At 34.5% G+C, this 17,857-nt stretch carries 12 protein-coding genes, 1 tRNA gene, 3 rRNA genes and 1 pseudogene; 2 read left to right on the forward strand and 15 right to left on the reverse strand.

Annotation, left to right across the window (positions count from 1 at the left end; genetic code table 11):
• Entirely contained in the window at window positions 1-231 is a 231-nt protein-coding gene (locus tag DJ007_RS02785; protein ID WP_240739226.1) for a hypothetical protein, read from the forward strand.
• A 281-nt stretch (window positions 232-512) separates the two neighbouring features.
• Here DJ007_RS02785 and DJ007_RS02790 read toward each other — a convergent pair whose 3' ends face one another.
• The 8 genes from DJ007_RS02790 to DJ007_RS02825 all read right to left on the reverse strand — a co-directional run bounded on the left by DJ007_RS02790 (window position 513) and on the right by DJ007_RS02825 (window position 10,545).
• Window positions 513-2,147: an IS1634 family transposase gene (locus tag DJ007_RS02790; protein ID WP_129407806.1), complete on the reverse strand. Its 1,635-nt coding sequence runs from the start codon at window positions 2,145-2,147 to the stop codon at window positions 513-515.
• Window positions 2,148-2,768: 621 nt separating this feature from the next.
• A 5S ribosomal RNA gene (gene rrf / locus DJ007_RS02795) occupies window positions 2,769-2,882 on the reverse strand.
• A gap of 32 nt (window positions 2,883-2,914) precedes the next feature.
• Window positions 2,915-5,829 (reverse strand): 23S ribosomal RNA (locus DJ007_RS02800).
• A 30-nt stretch (window positions 5,830-5,859) separates the two neighbouring features.
• Window positions 5,860-5,935, reverse strand: a tRNA-Ala gene (locus DJ007_RS02805).
• A gap of 44 nt (window positions 5,936-5,979) precedes the next feature.
• Window positions 5,980-7,519: ribosomal RNA gene (locus DJ007_RS02810) — 16S ribosomal RNA — on the reverse strand.
• The 16S, 23S and 5S rRNA genes sit together here with 1 tRNA gene alongside, the layout of an rRNA operon.
• A 206-nt stretch (window positions 7,520-7,725) precedes the next feature.
• Complete coding sequence (locus DJ007_RS02815) at window positions 7,726-8,589, reverse strand: motility-associated ABC transporter substrate-binding family protein (RefSeq protein WP_129408219.1); 864 nt, start codon at window positions 8,587-8,589, stop codon at window positions 7,726-7,728.
• 51 nt (window positions 8,590-8,640) lie between these two features.
• Window positions 8,641-9,372: a hypothetical protein gene (locus DJ007_RS02820; protein WP_129408220.1), complete on the reverse strand. Its 732-nt coding sequence runs from the start codon at window positions 9,370-9,372 to the stop codon at window positions 8,641-8,643.
• Between the two features lie 30 nt (window positions 9,373-9,402).
• Complete coding sequence (locus DJ007_RS02825) at window positions 9,403-10,545, reverse strand: hypothetical protein (RefSeq protein ID WP_129408221.1); 1,143 nt, start codon at window positions 10,543-10,545, stop codon at window positions 9,403-9,405.
• Window positions 10,546-10,654: 109 nt separating this feature from the next.
• Here DJ007_RS02825 and DJ007_RS02830 point away from each other — a divergent pair, with 109 nt between their 5' ends.
• Complete coding sequence (locus DJ007_RS02830; protein WP_129408222.1) at window positions 10,655-11,359, forward strand: thermonuclease family protein; 705 nt, start codon at window positions 10,655-10,657, stop codon at window positions 11,357-11,359.
• A 397-nt stretch (window positions 11,360-11,756) separates the two neighbouring features.
• Here the strand turns inward: DJ007_RS02830 and priA are convergent, their stop codons facing one another.
• The 7 genes and pseudogenes from priA to DJ007_RS18725 all read right to left on the reverse strand — a co-directional run bounded on the left by priA (window position 11,757) and on the right by DJ007_RS18725 (window position 17,817).
• Entirely contained in the window at window positions 11,757-14,042 is a 2,286-nt protein-coding gene (gene priA / locus DJ007_RS02835) for a replication restart helicase PriA (protein ID WP_129408223.1), read from the reverse strand.
• Window positions 14,043-14,047: 5 nt separating this feature from the next.
• Window positions 14,048-14,524 (reverse strand): alpha-amylase family glycosyl hydrolase, encoded by a 477-nt coding sequence (locus DJ007_RS18710; protein ID WP_276318607.1) that lies wholly within the window; start codon window positions 14,522-14,524, stop codon window positions 14,048-14,050.
• A 14-nt stretch (window positions 14,525-14,538) separates the two neighbouring features.
• On the reverse strand, window positions 14,539-15,507 hold the full coding sequence (locus tag DJ007_RS02840) for an alpha-amylase family glycosyl hydrolase (protein WP_276318608.1): 969 nt from the start codon (window positions 15,505-15,507) through the stop codon (window positions 14,539-14,541).
• A gap of 64 nt (window positions 15,508-15,571) precedes the next feature.
• Window positions 15,572-16,042, reverse strand: a complete 471-nt coding sequence (locus DJ007_RS16960; protein WP_240739190.1) for a glycogen-binding domain-containing protein — start codon at window positions 16,040-16,042, stop codon at window positions 15,572-15,574.
• Window positions 15,981-17,372, reverse strand: a complete 1,392-nt coding sequence (locus tag DJ007_RS02845) for a nucleotidyltransferase (RefSeq protein ID WP_129408224.1) — start codon at window positions 17,370-17,372, stop codon at window positions 15,981-15,983. The genes DJ007_RS16960 and DJ007_RS02845 overlap by 62 nt, the downstream gene beginning before the upstream one ends.
• A 6-nt stretch (window positions 17,373-17,378) precedes the next feature.
• A pseudogene (gene panD, locus DJ007_RS19850) lies at window positions 17,379-17,720 on the reverse strand (aspartate 1-decarboxylase).
• A complete protein-coding gene (locus tag DJ007_RS18725; protein WP_276318611.1) occupies window positions 17,686-17,817 on the reverse strand; it encodes a hypothetical protein in 132 nt (43 codons plus the stop codon). Before DJ007_RS18725 ends, panD begins: the two are co-directional and overlap by 35 nt.
• Window positions 17,818-17,857: the final 40 nt, after the last annotated feature.

Below are 17,857 nucleotides of genomic sequence, written 5' to 3' on the forward strand. Positions count from 1 at the left end.
ATTAATCTATTAGAATATACAAAATTAAGAATTATCGCATATGAAAAAGGAGCAAAAAATATAGAAATATATGATAACAGCTTAATTATAGAATATAGAAATCATCTGGATATTGATATAAATCTATTAAAAAAATATTCAAGAAGATTCAATCATTTTCCTGATGATAAGAAAATTGTTATTTATTCATCAAATCCTGAAAAATCACTTTTTAAAATTTTTAATTCTTAAACTCTTAAACTCTTCGCTCCGCGAAGGGTTTAGGATTCTATCATATTATTTTTTCATATTTTATTTTATCGACAGTCTTAAACAACCAATTGTTGCTTAAACAAATAAAAAGAAAATCAAAAAAAGCAGCCTTTTTGGCTGCTTTTTTTCCTGAGTTTGACACTATTATTATCAACAAAATTCTAAAAAGTAGAATTATTCAAAAAAATAGCTATTGTTAACTTTTTATAAAAAGAGAAATTAGCCACACACCTCCTCCTTTTTGGCTTTTCATGCGTGTTTTAGGAGATTATTTTTTTAAATTCATCTAATTCCATCATTTTTTTCGGTTTTTCTATTTTTAATGTTTTTAATATGGCTTTTTGAAAATCGTTTAAATTGGCTCTTAATGCAAATAATTTGTCTTTTAATCTTATTTCAGAGTATTCCATTTTTTTTATAGCTTCTCTTATTTTTTCATGAGAGTATTCAATATTATTTTTTTCCAGTTCTAATTCTAATGTTCTTTGAATTATGTAAGATATGAAACTCATTACAATATGTCCTTTTATTCTTTTCGGTGTCCAATGAAATACCGGTCTTGTTTCAAGATAATTTTTTAATGTTCTGAATGTTTCTTCTACTTTCCATAATGTATGATATTGTTCTAATATTTCTTTTGGAGATAGTTTTGTGTTTGTTATTATTCCATAGTATCCATCGTATTTTTCATCATTTTCTATTTTTTCTATGTCCAATATATAATTTTGTTTGTTCTGTTCTTTTAAATATTTTTTCGCTCCTCTTTTACTTTTTGAATCTATATTTCCTTCTTCTAACATTTTTTTCGCTTTTTCTATTAATCGTAGTCTATCTGCTCTGTCTTTTTTGGCTCTTTCTTCTGAATATATTATGAGTAATCTTTTATTTTCATATTCTACTTCTCTATATTTTATTCCTTTTGCTATTTCTATGAATTCTCCTTCAAATATATTTACTTTTTTTAACTGTTTTATTGATTTTCCTACTATGAATTCATAATTAGAATTTTCTACTACTTCTATATTTTTTTTACTCATCATTCCTCTATCTGCTACTACTATTACTTTTCCTAATTGATATTCTTTTTTCATTTTTTCTATTGAATCTTTAAATGTATGCCCTTCAAATGTATTTCCTGCATATATATCAAAACTAACTGGCATTCTATCCTGATCTATTGACATCCCTAATACTACTTGCGACTCATTAAATTTCTTATCCTTTGAATATCCCATTTGTAATATTTCATTTGTTTGTTGTGTTTCAAACGCTAATGTTGTTACATCGTAAAATACTAAATCTACCGTTGTATTAAACAAACTTATCCTTTGATTATACATATGTTTTTCTATCGACTCTTTATTATCTGCTAATATATCCAATGTTCTGTATAACCAGTGCAACATTACATCTTTTTCTTCCAGGTCTTTTTCTTTTTTAACTTCCACTTTGTTATATCCAAAATACTCTAAATTATTAAATATTCCCAATTTACTCTTCGGTTCTACTATTCTATTCATCACCATTATTTTTAACATTTCTTCTGCATTGTATTTTATTTCTTTATCCAGTCTTTCAAAATATCTTTTCATCTCATATCTTTCAAATATCTTATTTACTATTACTTTGGCTCCGTAATTTCTTCTTGCTATTTCTTCCATTAAATCATCTTCTATTTTTTCATATTCATCTATTTCAAATATTTTAAAAAGACTATCTACAAGTTTTGTTATATCTTTTTTACTATACTTATCTATATTTCCAAAATTTATTACTGTATGCTGTTTCACTTTTCCATTTTCTCTTTTGCTTTCCATTATCCTTAAATATCTTTTTCCTTTCACTTTTGATATTTTAGGATACATTTTAAAACATCTCCTTTCAGTGGTTGTCATATATATTATACCACCAAAAGGACTAATATATTACTAATTATAGTTAATTCTCTGTAACAAAAGTTAGCCACACAATTTTTCGACTTCCTGAAAAATACACGCCTCAAACCCGCATTCTACCGTTCCATTTCCCTTAAAATCGCCAAATTGCTGTCAAAGGCAGGTGTTATTTATTCATCAAATCCTGAAAAATCACTTTTTAAAATTTTTAATTCTTAAACTCTTAAACTCTTCGCTCCGCGAAGGGTTTAGGATTCTATCATATTATTTTTTCATATTTTATTTTATCGACAGTCTTAAACAACCAATTGTTGCTTAAACAAATAAAAAGAAAATCAAAAAAAGCAGCCTTTTTGGCTGCTTTTTTTAATTATGAAATAATTAATATATTATTTTTATATTATTATTTTTTATCCTATTGCTTCTCGCAGAGCTGTTTTTGCTCGCAAAGGGTTTAGGAAAAGTATTTTAATAATAAAATAAAAAAAAAACTTTAAACCTTTCGCTCAGCGAAAGGTTTAAGATAATTAATAAATATAATGAAGGAAATAAATTATAAATGGAATAAAAAAATTAGCATAAAATAAAAACCCCCAGTCAAAAATGACTGGGGAATAAAAAGAGGGGCGCTACCTACTCTCGCATGGATTTCCCATACTACCATCGGCCCAGATATGCTTAACGGTCGGGTTCGGCATGGATCCGCGTGTTTCCATATCTGGTATCTGCACCCCTCAAACTCATTCACATGTGCATAGTTACTTAATAAGGTCAAGGCCTCGGGCTATTAGTACCGGTCGGCTCAATACATCACTGTACTTACACCTCCGGCCTATCTACGTCCTAGTCTCGAACTGCCCTTACCTCCTAAGAGTGGGAAACCTCATCTCGGGGCCCGTTTCCCGCTTAGATGCTTTCAGCGGTTATCGGTCAGGTACATAGCTACTCAGCTCCTGCTCCTGGCGGAACAGCTGATTCACTAGCGGTACCCTCACACCGGTCCTCTCGTACTAGGTGTGACCCCCTCAAGTTTCCTACGCCCGCAGCAGATAGGGACCGAACTGTCTCACGACGTTCTGAACCCAACTCACGTACCGCTTTAATGGGCGAACAGCCCAACCCTTGGGACCTACTTCAGCCCCAGGATGCGATGAGTCGACATCGAGGTGCCAATCCGCGCCGTCGATATGAACTCTTGAGCGCGATAAGCCTGTTATCCCCGGGGTAACTTTTATCCGTTGATCGACGGCCCTTCCACTCGGATCCGCCGGGTCACTAAGACCGTGTTTCCACCCTGCTCGACCTGTCAGTCTCGCAGTCAGGCAGGCTTTTGCCTTTACACTCTCCTGTGGATTTCCAACCCACATGAGCCTACCTTCGCGCACCTCCGTTACTCTTTAGGAGGCGACCGCCCCAGTCAAACTGCCCACCTAACACTGTCCCATCATTGCTCTTCACAATCAATGGTTAGTAACCCATCATGCTGAGGGTGGTATCCCACCGTCGGCTCCACCTACCCTTGCGAGCAGGTTTCTCCGCCTCCCACCTATCCTGTACACAACATGACAAGTTACAATGTCAGGCTACAGTAAAACTCCACGGGGTCTTTCCGTCTAACTGCGGGTACTGGGCATCTTCACCCAGTCTGTAATTTCACCAGGCCCTCCGCTGAGACAGTGTCCAAATCGTTACGCCATTCATGCAGGTCGGAACTTACCCGACAAGGAATTTCGCTACCTTAGGACCGTTATAGTTACGGCCGCCGTTTACCGGGGCTTCGGTTCGTACCTCTCAGCACTCCCCTTAACCTTCCGGCACTGGGCAGGCGTCAGACCCTATACGTCCTCTTTTCGAGTTCGCAGAGTCCTGTGTTTTTGGTAAACAGTCGCCTGGACCTTGTCACTGCGACTCCCCAATGCAGTATTAACCACACCAGAGAGCACCCCTTCTCCCGAAGTTACGGGGCTATTTTGCCGAGTTCCTTAGCGGAGGTTAGCCTGCTCCCCTTAGCCTTCTCAGCTCGCCCACCTGTGTCGGTTTTCGGAACGGGCATATCTATACCGATAAGCGAGGTTTTTCTTGGCAGCATGGCTGTGACCTCGTTGGACCTACGTCCTCCCCATCACGCTTCAGCCTCCACCGGCGGATTTACCTACCAGCTTCTTCGACCTTTGCGCTTGGATGAGCGTGCCACTTGCTCACGAGGCTTCACCTTCTGCGTCACCCCTCTTATCATAGCAGTATAGATATGGCACAGGATTCTTTACCTGTTTTCCATCGGTTACTCCTTTCGGATTCACCTTAGGTCCCGGCTTACCCTGGGCGGACGACCCTTCCCCAGGTACCCTTGGGCTTTCGGGGGAAGGATTCTCACCTTCCTCTCGTTACTCATGCCCACATCCGCTCTTGTGCTTCGTCCAGTAAACCTCACGATTTACCTTCTCCCTACTGCACAATGCTCCCCTACCAATCCGCAGATTCCGCAGCTTCGGAGTATAGCTTCAGCCTCCTTACATTTTCGGCGCAGTCCGCCTCAACCGGTGAGCTGTTACGCACTCTTTTAATGATGGCTGCTTCTAAGCCAACATCCCGGCTGTCTCTGGCAGTCCACTACCTTTCACACTTAGCTATCCCTTCGAGCCCTTAGCTGGCGGTCTGGGCTGTTTCCCTCTCGACCATGGAGCTTTTCCCCCACAGTCTGTCTCCCAACCTTTTACTTACGGTATTCGGAGTTTGACAAGTTTCGGAGGTTACCCCCTACGCCTATCAGTGCTCTACCCCCGTAAGTAATAGTTGAGGCCGTGCCTACACACGTTTCGGGGAGATCCAGCTATCACCAGGTTCGGTTGGCTTTTCACCCCTATCCACAGGTCATCCGAATGCGTTTCACTGCATACCGGTTCGGGCCTCCATTGCGTTTCACCGCAACTTCACCCTGCCCATGGATAGCTCACCTGGCTTCGGGTCTGCATACATTGACTATCCGCCCTCTTCAGGCTCGCTTTCACTTCGGATCCACCTCTCCCGGCTTATCCTCGCCAATGCATGCAATTCGTGGGCACATTAATCAAAAGGCACGCGGTCACTCCTCTCAGAGCTCCCACTTCTTGTAGGCTTACGGTTTCAGGTTCTCTTTCACTCCCTCCCGGGGTCCTTTTCACCTTTCCCTCACGGTACTTTTCCGCTATCGGTCGACGGGTAGTATTTAGCCTTGGATGGTGGTCCACCCTGATTCACGCAGGATTCCTCGTGTCCCACGCTACTTGGGATAGTAATCCAGGACTTAGTTTGTATTTCGCCTACGGGACTTTCACCCTCTCCGGTTTGACTTCCCAGTCAATTCGGCTATACAAACTTCCATCCCGAGCCTCGTGCTGTCGGCTCCGATTACTTCCCTCTACCCCAGTTAGGCAACGGCAGCACCCTTTTACACCTAACTGGTTTGGGCTCCTCCCCTTTCGCTCGCCACTACTCAGGGAATCTCTCTTGATTTCTTTTCCTCCGGGTACTAAGATGTTTCCCTTCCCGGGTTCGCCCCAGCTTTCGCTGGCCTTCGGGTTCCCCATTCGGATATCCACGGATCTACGCTCGCTTGCAGCTCCCGTGGCTTTTCGCAGCTTGCCACGTCCTTCTTCGCCTCCCGTCGCCTAGGCATCCTCCGTAAGCCCTTTTTACCTTGACCTTATCTTTCACTATGCACTTGTCAATGAGCTGGTGGAGTAGAGGGGACTTGAACCCCTAACCTTCTGCGTGCAAGGCAGACGCTCTCCCAATTGAGCTACTACCCCTACTCCTTCACTACTGAACAGAGACACCCATTTCTTCTCCTTAGAAAGGAGGTGATCCAGGCGCACCTTCCGGTACACCTACCTTGTTACGACTTAGCCCCCTCGCTGACTCCACCCTCAATAACCGGCCTCCTTTCGGTTAGCCTGGCCATCTTCGGGCGTTTCCAACTCGGGTGGCTTGACGGGCGGTGTGTACAAGACCCGGGAACGTATTCACCGCAGTGTGGCTGACCTGCGATTACTAGCGATTCCGGCTTCATGTAGTCGGGTTTCAGACTACAATCTGAACTGGGGTAGGGTTTCTGGGATTCGCTCCACCTTTCGGCCTCGCTGCCCTCTGTCCCTACCATTGTAGCGCGTGTGTCGCCCAGGACATAAGGGGCACGATTACCTGACGTCATCCCCTCCTTCCTCCGCCTCGTCGGCGGCTGTCCCGTTAGGGTTCCCACCTTTACGTGCTGGCAACTAACGGCAAGGGTTGCGCTCGTTGCGGGACTTAACCCAACACCTCACGGCACGAGCTGACGACGGCCGTGCACCACCTGTATAGGCTCCCCAAACCGAAGTTCAGGGTCCCTACTATCTCTAGTAGGTACCACCTATATGTCAAGCCCTGGTAAGGTCCTTCGCTTAGCTTCGAATTAAACCACACGCTCCACCGCTTGTGCGGGTCCCCGTCAATTCCTTTGAGTTTCATCCTTGCGGACGTACTCCCCAGGCGGCCCACTTATCGCCTTAGCTTCAGCACGAACGGTACTACCGCTCACACCTAGTGGGCATCGTTTACGGCTAGGACTACCCGGGTATCTAATCCGGTTTGCTCCCCTAGCTTTCGGGCCTCAGCGTCAGGTTTACCCCAGGAGACCGTCTTCACCACCGGCCTTCTTACCTGTATCTACGCATTTCACCGCTACACAGGTAATTCCGTCTCCCTCTAGTAACCTCAAGTCAATCAGTTTCAGACGCATTCCCCTGGTTGAGCCAGGACCTTTTACATCTGACTTAATTGACCGCCTACACCCCCTTTACGCCCAGTGATTCCGGGCAACGCTCGCCCCCTACGTATTACCGCGGCTGCTGGCACGTAGTTAGCCGGGGCTTTTCCTTATCTACCCTCATCAGTCAGCCATTCCCTGCTCACCTTATTGTTCGATAAGTTCAGGAGTTTACGTCCCGAAGGACTTCATCCTCCACGCGGCGTCGCTGGATCAGGGTTTCCCCCATTGTCCAATATTCCCCACTGCTGCCTCCCGTAGGAGTGGGGGCCGTGTCTCAGTCCCCCTGTGGCCGGCCACGCTCTCACGCCGGCTACCCGTCGTCGGCTTGGTAGGCTCTTACCCTACCAACTACCTGATGGGTCGCAGGCAGCTCCTCCAGCCATGCCTTGGCACGCTTTCACCTCTCGGTCTCATCCGGTATTAGCCACCGTTTCCAGTGGTTGTCCCGGTCTGGAGGACACTTTCCTACGCGTTACTCACCCGTTCGCCACTAGTACTACTCCCGAAGAGAGCCTCCTCGTTCGACTTGCATGTGTTAAGCACGCCGCCAGCGTTCGCCCTGAGCCAGGATCAAACCCTCCATCCAAGATTTCGAGTTCGATCTCTTCACTCTCGTTTTACTTCCGCTGGGTGTCTCTGTTCACTTGTCAAGGAGCTTCATCCTTCCTTACTCTTCTTTTTCCTCCGCAGACCTCTTCGTCCGCGTCCGAGATATATCTTACCATCTTTCTGTCTATTTGTCAACTTACAGATTTGTAAAATTCGTTAATCATTTGTGAATCCATCAAAAAACTATTCTAAAAGCCATTCTACTATATTTTTCATCAAAATTCTGTTATCACCATAATCATATCCATTATATAATTTATTTCCTGGTGCTCCCGTTCCATCATCTATTGGAGATGAATCTCCTATTGCAACAAACTTTCCTTTTCTATATTTACCAGCTATTATATATGGTCCCCATGTATCTCTATTATAATAAATAATTCCTTCTATCCTTGTATTATCTATAATATATTCAGAAGTTCCTGCCCATGCACCTGTTTTTTTCACTCCTGCTGTAATTGGATGCTCTTTTATTTTTGTTATAGGAGATTCCGAATACTGCTTTTCCTTGAATCTAAACCCTAATTTTCCAACAAAATCATCCGAATATATATTCTTACTTTCAATTATATGAGTACCTTTTAAATAACCATTAAATATTTCAACTGCATCCCAGCCATCATTATTTCTATCTGCACCTATATGATCGGCGATAAAAAATACATTCCCTCCATCTTCAATGTATTGAATTATTGCTTCCTGTTCTTCCTTTGTAAATGGTATGTTTGGCTCTGGAATTACATATACATCATATTTCTTTAATATATCATAACTTATAGGAAAATCATCATCCCTCTGATTACTTCCTGTTTCATCATTTCCCCATTCTTTTACTTCAGCCCCAAAATTTTTCAGGTCATTTGCAAAATCAGAAAATCCACCATGTATCGTCCAATCTGCGTTTCCTGCAGTTTGTGAATGTGCATTATCAAATAGTATTTTTTTATTTTTTAAAATCAAATCCTGTTGATTATTTTTTCTAATAATACACCCTGATAAAAGAAAAATCGCTATCAATATTACTACTACTATTAAATGTCTTTTCATTTTTTACCTCCCGAATTTTCAAAAAAGAAAGCCCAAACGGGCTTTCTTAAATTATTTCTCTGTTACAAAAGAAGAATCTCCAACATAAATTTTAAACCCATAATTATATCCAACTACCCCTTTTACCTCATAAGTATTATTTTCTATAAGCGCTGGCATTAAAGAATATTTAACAACTTTTACGTCACTATTTCCATCATTGTTTAAATCAAAATCAAAATGTCCATAATTATCTTTTCCTAAATACTTACCTTCAAATATAACCAAATTACCCAAATTATTCATTCCAGGCAAATTATCCATTGTTAAATAATCAGCTTTATCCCATGGAATGTTTCCTTTTACTGTAGTTGCAACTTCTGAATCACTTTGTGCAATTGAAAATCTATATTCAAAATAGCCTTTGTTTTGATCTCTTTCTGTAAAGTAAGGTCTCCCTGTTGCATTAAACGTATCTTTAATCTCCAAATTAGTATTTACTTTAAAATATAATCCTGTTCCATCTGATGTTACACCATACACATATCCATAATCAGAACCGTCATAAACAACTATTACATTTTTTAAATTTCTTAATGGAACAACATCTGGATCAGCTGTATCCCAACCAGCAGTACCGTTAATATAATTTTCTTTAATTTCACTTTTTACATCACCAACAGAATATTCATTCACTGAAATATTGTCATTTGCAGGTTCTTCAACTTTCTCTTTTGTCAAACATCCTGTTAATAAAAATACTCCCATAAAAACTACCAGTAAAAATACCAATGTTTTTTTCATACTAACCCCTCCTGAATTTAGATTTTAATATTAAAATAATATTCTACTTAATGGCCTTTCGGTGATTACAAAATCAGTCCATGTGGTAAAACTCATAACAAATTTTTGTTCTCCATTTGCCCTACCATTGATATCTTTCATTGCAAAGGTTAAATCAAAATTATCCCCAATTAATTTTGCTCCATAATTTGTAATATAATCTGTTAATATTCCATCATCTAAAGAATTCCCCTGGAAAAAAACTTCTATTTTCCATGGTTTTGGTAAATAATATCCAAATCTTCCTTCAAACAACCATGTTTTATTTAATGGGCTATTTGTTGCTGAATCAACATCAAGATAATAAAGATTTTCGTTATTTTTATCCATATTGTAATATATTAAACCTTTTAGATATACTGGATAATAATTTATTTTACCGCCAGCTACAAGTTTTGGATTTGGTAATATTTCTATTATCCCATCAAAATTTTGTGGAATTTCGGATAAACTTTCAACATTTGAATTTACAGCATACCCTACACTATAAAATAATTGTGTTATCAATTTTCTACTCCATCTTATTGAATTGTATCCTGCAAATGAAACTGATAATTTACTGTATTTATTATCCTGAGAAAGATAGAACATATATTTTGTATATCTTTTATCAAGACCGAAATATGTGTAAATCGAACTATCTTCCAAGTTATAAGCTCCACCTATTTTTAAATCACCTATTGGTTTTATATAACCTCCAATTGCCATTTTCATAGGATCCAATGTATAATCTTTATCTCCTAAATCATCCCTGAAGCCTCCTAGCCTAAATGCATAATCACGTCTCATATCATATGGATAATCTCTAAATTTAAATTTACCAAACATCAATAAAACATCATAGCCTATTTTATATTGCAAATAATAATAACGAGGGAGTTTAAAATTTAGAGTTTCATCATTTATATCAAGTGATAATACAGAAGAATTTAAGGTTACATAATCATTAAATCTCAACATCAAATTCTGAGTAATTCCAACATCAAAATAAGTTATAGGAAAAACATCAACATAATTTTGTGAATCGTCAAGGTTCATCGTATAAATCCCCAATACCGAAAACTTGGTACCGCTAAAAGCTGCAAATGAAATTAGAACAATAAGCAAAAATACCCCTAAAAATACTTTTTTCATAATAATACCTCCCAGAATATTTGTTTAATAAAAATTTATGATATAATATAATGTTCGATAAGTTTAACATAACATTATAACACAAAACATACGGAGGTGTAATGTTAAAATGTATAAAAAACTCACTTTATTTATTATTATTTTAGTCCTATCTTTCCTCATCATGTCATGTTCTAAACAAACAACAAATAATCAAGATATTGAAAAAACTTATTATGTAAGTAGAGTAATCGATGGCGACACCCTAAAGGTATATTATAATGGTGATGAGGTTTCTGTAAGATTAATAGGCATTGATACTCCTGAAACTCACAGTGGCAATAAACCATTAGGAGAATTAGGAGATAAAGCTTATTGGTTTACAAGAAACAAAATTTATACGGAAAATGAAAAAAAATCCTATGTTTACCTTGAATTTGATAATGATAAATATGGTAATTATGATCGCTTATTAGCTTACGTTTATTACAAAGGGAAAGATGGAAAAATTCATTTTCTCAATAAAGAAATAATGGAAAATGGCTATGCCAGACCTTTATTCTATTCTGACACATCAAAACACAAAGATGAATTTATAGAAGCTTATAAGAAAGCTTTTGAAGAGAGAAAAGGAATTTTTCAATTTTATGATTCAAAAAATAGAATAATAGAAGATAAAAATTTAACAGATTCTGATATTGGAAAGATTAGAAATGTAAAATTTAAAGTTTCAAATGTTTCAAGCTCTGGTTCTTTTTACCATGTATATTCTGAAAATGGAAATTTTTATATTAGTATTAGAAGAGATGAATATAATGCTTTTTTGATAATTTAAATTTATATGATTTAAAAGGTAAAGAGATTATGATTTATGGTGAAGTATGGAAGGAAAATGGCAAATATGAAATTCTTGCAAGAGCGGCATTTGAATTTACCATTATAAATTAAACACTAAAATTTATGGTCTCTCAGACTGTTGACAAAATAAAATAAGAAAAAATAATATGAGCGAATCCTTGAAAATTCCCGAAAAAATGTGAATGGAACCGGTCAATTTTGCACGGATGCAAAATTGAGCGAAACCGAACAAGGATGTGAGTTTGAACGACCGGTGGGAATGAACATTTTTGAGGAATAAGAATTTTCACCGGATGAGCGAATATTATTTGAGTATTTTATTTTGTACTTTGTCTACAAACTGAGAGACCATAAAATCTATGGTCTCTTTTAATTTATAGCAATGTTGTGTGGGGATTGAGGTAAAGGTACATTTTTTTGTTATGTTTTCTTATTATTTCATATATTTTTTCATGATTTATTTTTCCCTTTATTATTATTTGATATCTATATTGCCCTCTTAGTTTTGGTATTAGCGGCTCTGTTGGTTCCATTATTTCTGCTTCCAATTTTTCCTTTTTTAGTTTTTTATAAAAATCCTCTGCTTCTTTTAATGCTATTTCTGGCTTTGAATTTGAAAAAATTATCATTAATAAATCAGAATGTGGAGGGTAATTGAATTTTTTTCTATTATTCAATTCATATTCTACAACTTGATCATAATTATGTTCTTTTATAAACTCAAAAAAATTATTTTCAGATTTAAAGGTTTGAATTATTACTTTCCCTTTTTCTTTTCTTCCAGATCTTCCTGCAACTTGTATTAATAGAGATGCTGTATGTTCTTGAGACGTGTATTCTGGAAAATTTAAATACCTATCGCTATCAAGTATAACAACCAGTTTAATATCTTCAATATCCAGTCCTTTGGTTATCATTTTTGTCCCTACAATAATAGCAGAACCTTCTTTTTTTATTTCTTCAAAAGCTCTTTCCAGATCTTCATGTGTTTTTATTATTTCTCTATCCATTCTAATTATCTTTTGATTGGGGAAATATTTTAGTAATTCATTAACAACTCTTTCTGTACCATATCCTCTTAACTGCAACTCAGGATTACCACATACAGGACATGCATTTGGAACTTTTTTTTCACTTCCACAATAATGACATTTTAATTTGTTTTCATATCTATGATAGGTATATGAGACGTCACAGTTTTCACACTTTAATACATTCCCACAATTAGTACATATTAAATAATTGGCATACCCTTTTGTTGGAGAAAAAATTAAAACTTTTTCATTGTTTTTAAGTATTTTATTTATTTCTTCCAGAACTTTTTTTGTAAAAATCCAGCTTATTTTTTCCGCTTTTTTCATATCAATTATTTCAATATCAGGCATTTCAGTAAATACTCTTTCTTTTAATTCTAAAAGATTAATTTCTTTTTCATATGCTTTTTTCATTTCTCTTAATGTTGGCGTTGCAGAAGATAATATTAACTTTACTTCTTCTATTTCAGATCTTAAATAAGCCACCTCTACCGCATCATATGAAAGTTGGTCAAATTGATATAAAGATTGATCATGTTCTTCATCAATAATTATCATACCTATATCTTTTAAAGGAATCCATATTGCACTTCTTGTCCCGATAATAATATCAATATTTCCATTAACTGCATCATACCAGGTTTTTATTCTTTTTATACTATTAATATTGGAATGATATACCCCTATGTTTTTATCAGGAAATCTTTTTTTTACCCTTGTTACTGATTGTGGAGTTAATGATATTTCTGGAAGAATTATCATGATTTTTTTATTTTTATTCAAATATTCTTCCATTACTTCAAAAAATATTTCTGTTTTTCCACTGCCTGTAACACCATATAATAAATCTACACTGCTACCTTTTTTTAATAATTTTTCTTTTACCTCTTTTTGAGCTTCTGTTAATTCAACAATAAATGGTTCTTCATTAATTTTAGACTCTTCTATTAAATCTACTATTCCCTTTTTTACCAATGTTTTTAAAACCGTTGATGATCTTGAAATTATTTTTTTCTCATATAGCTCTTCTTCATATACATTCTCATCTTTTTCTAAAATATAATTAACAACTTTCATAGCACTTGCAGATAATCGTTCGTTTAAAATTTCTATAAAGTCTTTTTTTAATATTATTATTTTGTTATTTTCTTTTTTGGGTTTTACTATATGAACTGATAATTCCACAATATTGTTTTTTACCATTTCCTTTAAAACTTTATTAGCTTCTCTTTTTGTTTTAAAATGTTTATAGTATTCATTTAAAAATATCGGTTTATTAATATTGCTTAAAGTAGATTTTGGAATTATTTTTATTTTTATTCTATCTGAAGAGGTTGGTGGAAACAAGAGTTTAGCAACTTCACTAAGAGGCATCAAAAATTTTTTGGAAGTTTTTTTAGCTAATTCTATATGATTTTTATTTAATAATGGTTTTTCATCAATTACTAATTCTATTTCTTTAACTTCATAATCTTTTTTATTAGTTTCAGAAATTATTACCCCTAATTTTTGTTGATTTCTAAATTCAATTAGCACCCTCTGACCAGGTGCTAATTTTTCTTCATATGAATATGTGAAAGTATTATATGTATATGTCCCAAATACTGCAATTTCATAATAATACATATAAATCACTGCCTTACTAAAATTTTAATGCTTAATCCAGATATTTTATCTATTGAGTTAATTTCTTTCCCTGTAAAATAATCCATATATTTACCTTTTAATTCCATATTTAACTTCACAGGTATTTTTCTTGAATTTGTTATTACTATAATTTCGTCATTATCAGTATACCTTTTATACACCAATGCACCTAATTTTGTTTTTAAAACTTCATATTCACCATATTTTAATGCATTATGATTTTTTCTTAATTTTATTAATTTTTTGTAGTAATTATATATGTCCATATTCCAGAACTCTTTATCCCATGGAAATGGCTTTCTACACCATGGATCCTTACCTCCTGTCATTCCTATTTCATCGCCATAATATATAACAGGAGCTCCAACAAAGGTCATTTGAATTCCAACAGCTATTTTTAGCCTATTTATATCCTCATTTAGTTCAGTAAATATTCTTGTAGTATCATGACTATCAAGCATATTCCATAATGAATTTAATATCTGTGGGGATACTTTTCTAAATACAAATTAGTATTTCTCACAAAGTTTGAAGCATTTCCACCTTTTACATAGCCAAGGGTTGCATCTCTAAAAAGATAGTTCATAACAGTATCAAATGCCGGATATTCAAAATATTTAGAAGAATCTTTCCAATATTCACCACTAATTATCGCTTCATTATTAATACCTTTTACCAAAGGATAAAAGAATTTATCCCAAAATGATTCTTTAACCTGATCCGCAGCATCCAAACGCCATCCATCAATTCCGTATTCCATCCATTTACCTATGACTTTTGTAATATATGCTTTAACTTCCGTATTATCAAGGTTTAATTTTGGAAGATCTGCATATCCCCACCAGGACAAATAACTATCAGCTGATTTTGTTACAGGAAATTTTTTTATAAAATACCAATTTAAATATTTTGATTTTTTTTGATTTCTAAAAATATCCTGCATTGCGAAAAATTCATCTCCCGAATGATTAAAAACTCCATCTAAAATAACTTTTATTTTATTATCTTTTAATGCTTTTATCAGCCTTTCAAACACTTTATCATTACCAAAATGCGGATCTATTTTTAAATAATCTTTTGTATCGTATTTATGACTTGAAAGTGACTCAAATATAGGATTAAAATAAATTGCTTCTATTCCCAGATCATTTAAATAATCTATTGATTTTATAACTCCTTCAAGATCCCCTCCATAAAAACCATTTGATCCCAAAGAAGATGATGTATACGGTCCATACCAATCATATGTATATTTAGGATCATTGTTTTTATCACCATTTTTAAATCTTTCTGGAAAAATTTGATAATATATTGCACCTTTAGACCATTCTGGAACATTTAAATAATTTATGATAGGTTTATCAAAATTAAATTCAAAATAGCTTTTTTCCGGATATTCTAAAGATACATTACCATCTTTTATTAAAAATTTATAATTTAGCACATTTGCAGGAGTTTTTAAATGAAATCTGTATAATTCATTATTCTCATATGTAATCTTTTCTTTTTTAAAACTTTTGCATTTCCAATAAAAATAACATCCTGAACGTCATTTTTTTGTACTTCCAGTAATAAGTATATCTCCCCTGGTTTAACTGGATTAATATATTCTCTTTCTTTTTATGATTTATTAATCCTATTTTACCATCACCAGGAGATGGAATATACATTTCTTCTTTTTTTACAACTAATAAAGAATAGATTTTCCCCTTATAATACACTGTATTTAAATTTTTATAATCCAAAATTTCTTTATTATCAACTAAAAATAAATATTTATATTGTCCTTCTTCCAAATCAAAAACTTTTTTCCATAATCCTGTATTAGTTTTCTCCATTTGTTCTGGAATATTGTTTGTAAAATCTCCTATTATAGATACTTCTGATGCACTTTGAGTATAATAAATAATTATTTTTTTAGAAAAAGAAAATATAGATATAAATATAAATATAAATATAATTAACAATATTTTTTTCATTATAATCCCTTTCATAAATCACTTTGTTTTTTTTATCTAATTCTCCTTTAGAAAATTCTTTATTTTTATAAAACATTGAATATACGTTTGTAGATTTAAAATCATAATTAATCATCTTAAAGTATAATTTTTTGTTTACCTGCCAATCTTTTCTTTTATTTTCTAAATCCCTTTCAATATTTTTTATAATAGATATATAATTGGAAGGTGTTGTTATTACAGGATATTGAATTTTTTCTCTCATTACTGACAACAATTTTTTACCTTTTTCATTAAATCCTAAAACCCTTAAATATTGTGGTCCATAAGTATTTGCTTCTAAAATTAATTCATTATTTATTTTAAAAAATATACTCAAAAGCGTTCTTTTTATCCTTGTATATGTAAATCTTTTGGCTTTAACCAAATGATAAAATTCATCAATTGATGTACTTTGTTTTGCTGCTTCTATTATTCTTTGTTCTAATCCTTCATTTATACCATATAATTCTTTTAAATCATCTCTTTCAAGGGTTCTTAAAAAAGAGAGCAAAGGGATTTCAAAATCTTCAATAAATATAGGCGCTTTGCCGAGTTTTTCTTCCCTTTTTATTATTTCAAATGTTTTTGATGGCACTGAATCCTTTATTAATTCATATTTTTTTTCTTTCCATAATTTTCTAATTGCAGTAGCACTTGAAAAATTGCCTTTATAATTTTCATCATTATAATCTGCGCCCTGACGCTTTATAGTATGAGGAATAATATTAGACTTATAATATTTTAAAGCTTTTAAATACTCTAATCCTAAAATATCATTCGATTTTTCTATTATAAGAATTTGATCTTTAGATAATATTTCATTTTTCTCAAAATATTCAATTAAAGCATATTTTCTTGCATTTGGGAAGGAATATCCCTTTTTCAAATATTTTTTTAACAACAACTGATAATCTTCTGGTTGTTTATATAATGTTTCTGCTATTATATCTAAAGTTTGTATATCTGCAGATTCACTTCCAAATACTATATCTGTTACAACATTTGTTCTATCTAACAAACCTATCGACCCAAAAGCAAATCCATTAGCATCCTGAATTGAATATAAAAACGGAAGTTCAAAAACTATATCTATTCCAATATTCAAAGCTATTTCTGCCCTGGAAAATTTGTCAATAATAGCCGGTTCTCCCCGTTGAACAAAATTTCCACTCATAACAGCAACGGTATAATCGGGTTTTATAAGCTCTTTAGCTTTTTTCAAATGATACAAATGTCCATTATGAAAAGGGTTATATTCAACTATTACCCTAATACTTTCAAATTCAACACTCCGTTCTTGGTTCTTCATGATTTTTTAATATTTTGGATTATTTTGGTCATCCACTACAACTATTTTTGGATTACTTTTCTCTTCTTTCGAATATAATCCATAAGCCATAATAATCACTTTATCTCCTAACTCTACCATTCTTGCAGCTGCACCGTTTAGTCCTATTATCCTTGAACCTCTGGACCTTTAATTACATAAGTTTCAAATCTTGCTCCGTTGTTTATATCAACTATTTGAACTAACTCATTTTCTTCTATATCAGCTAATTCCATCAGTTCCTCATCTATTGTAACACTACCTCATAATGGATATTTTTTCTGTTACAGACGCTCTATGAATTTTTCCCTTTAAAAGGATTCTGAACATATTTATTACCTCCTAAATTTAATTTAGAGAAATCTGATTTTATTTTATCATCAAAAGTTGTATTTTTGATGATAAAATGTAGAATTATTTCATACAATTTTTCTCTCCAGATATTTTGTGGTATAATTATTCCAAGA

It is taken from the genome of Marinitoga lauensis (genome assembly GCF_004135675.1).
Lineage (GTDB): Bacteria > Thermotogota > Thermotogae > Petrotogales > Petrotogaceae > Marinitoga > Marinitoga lauensis.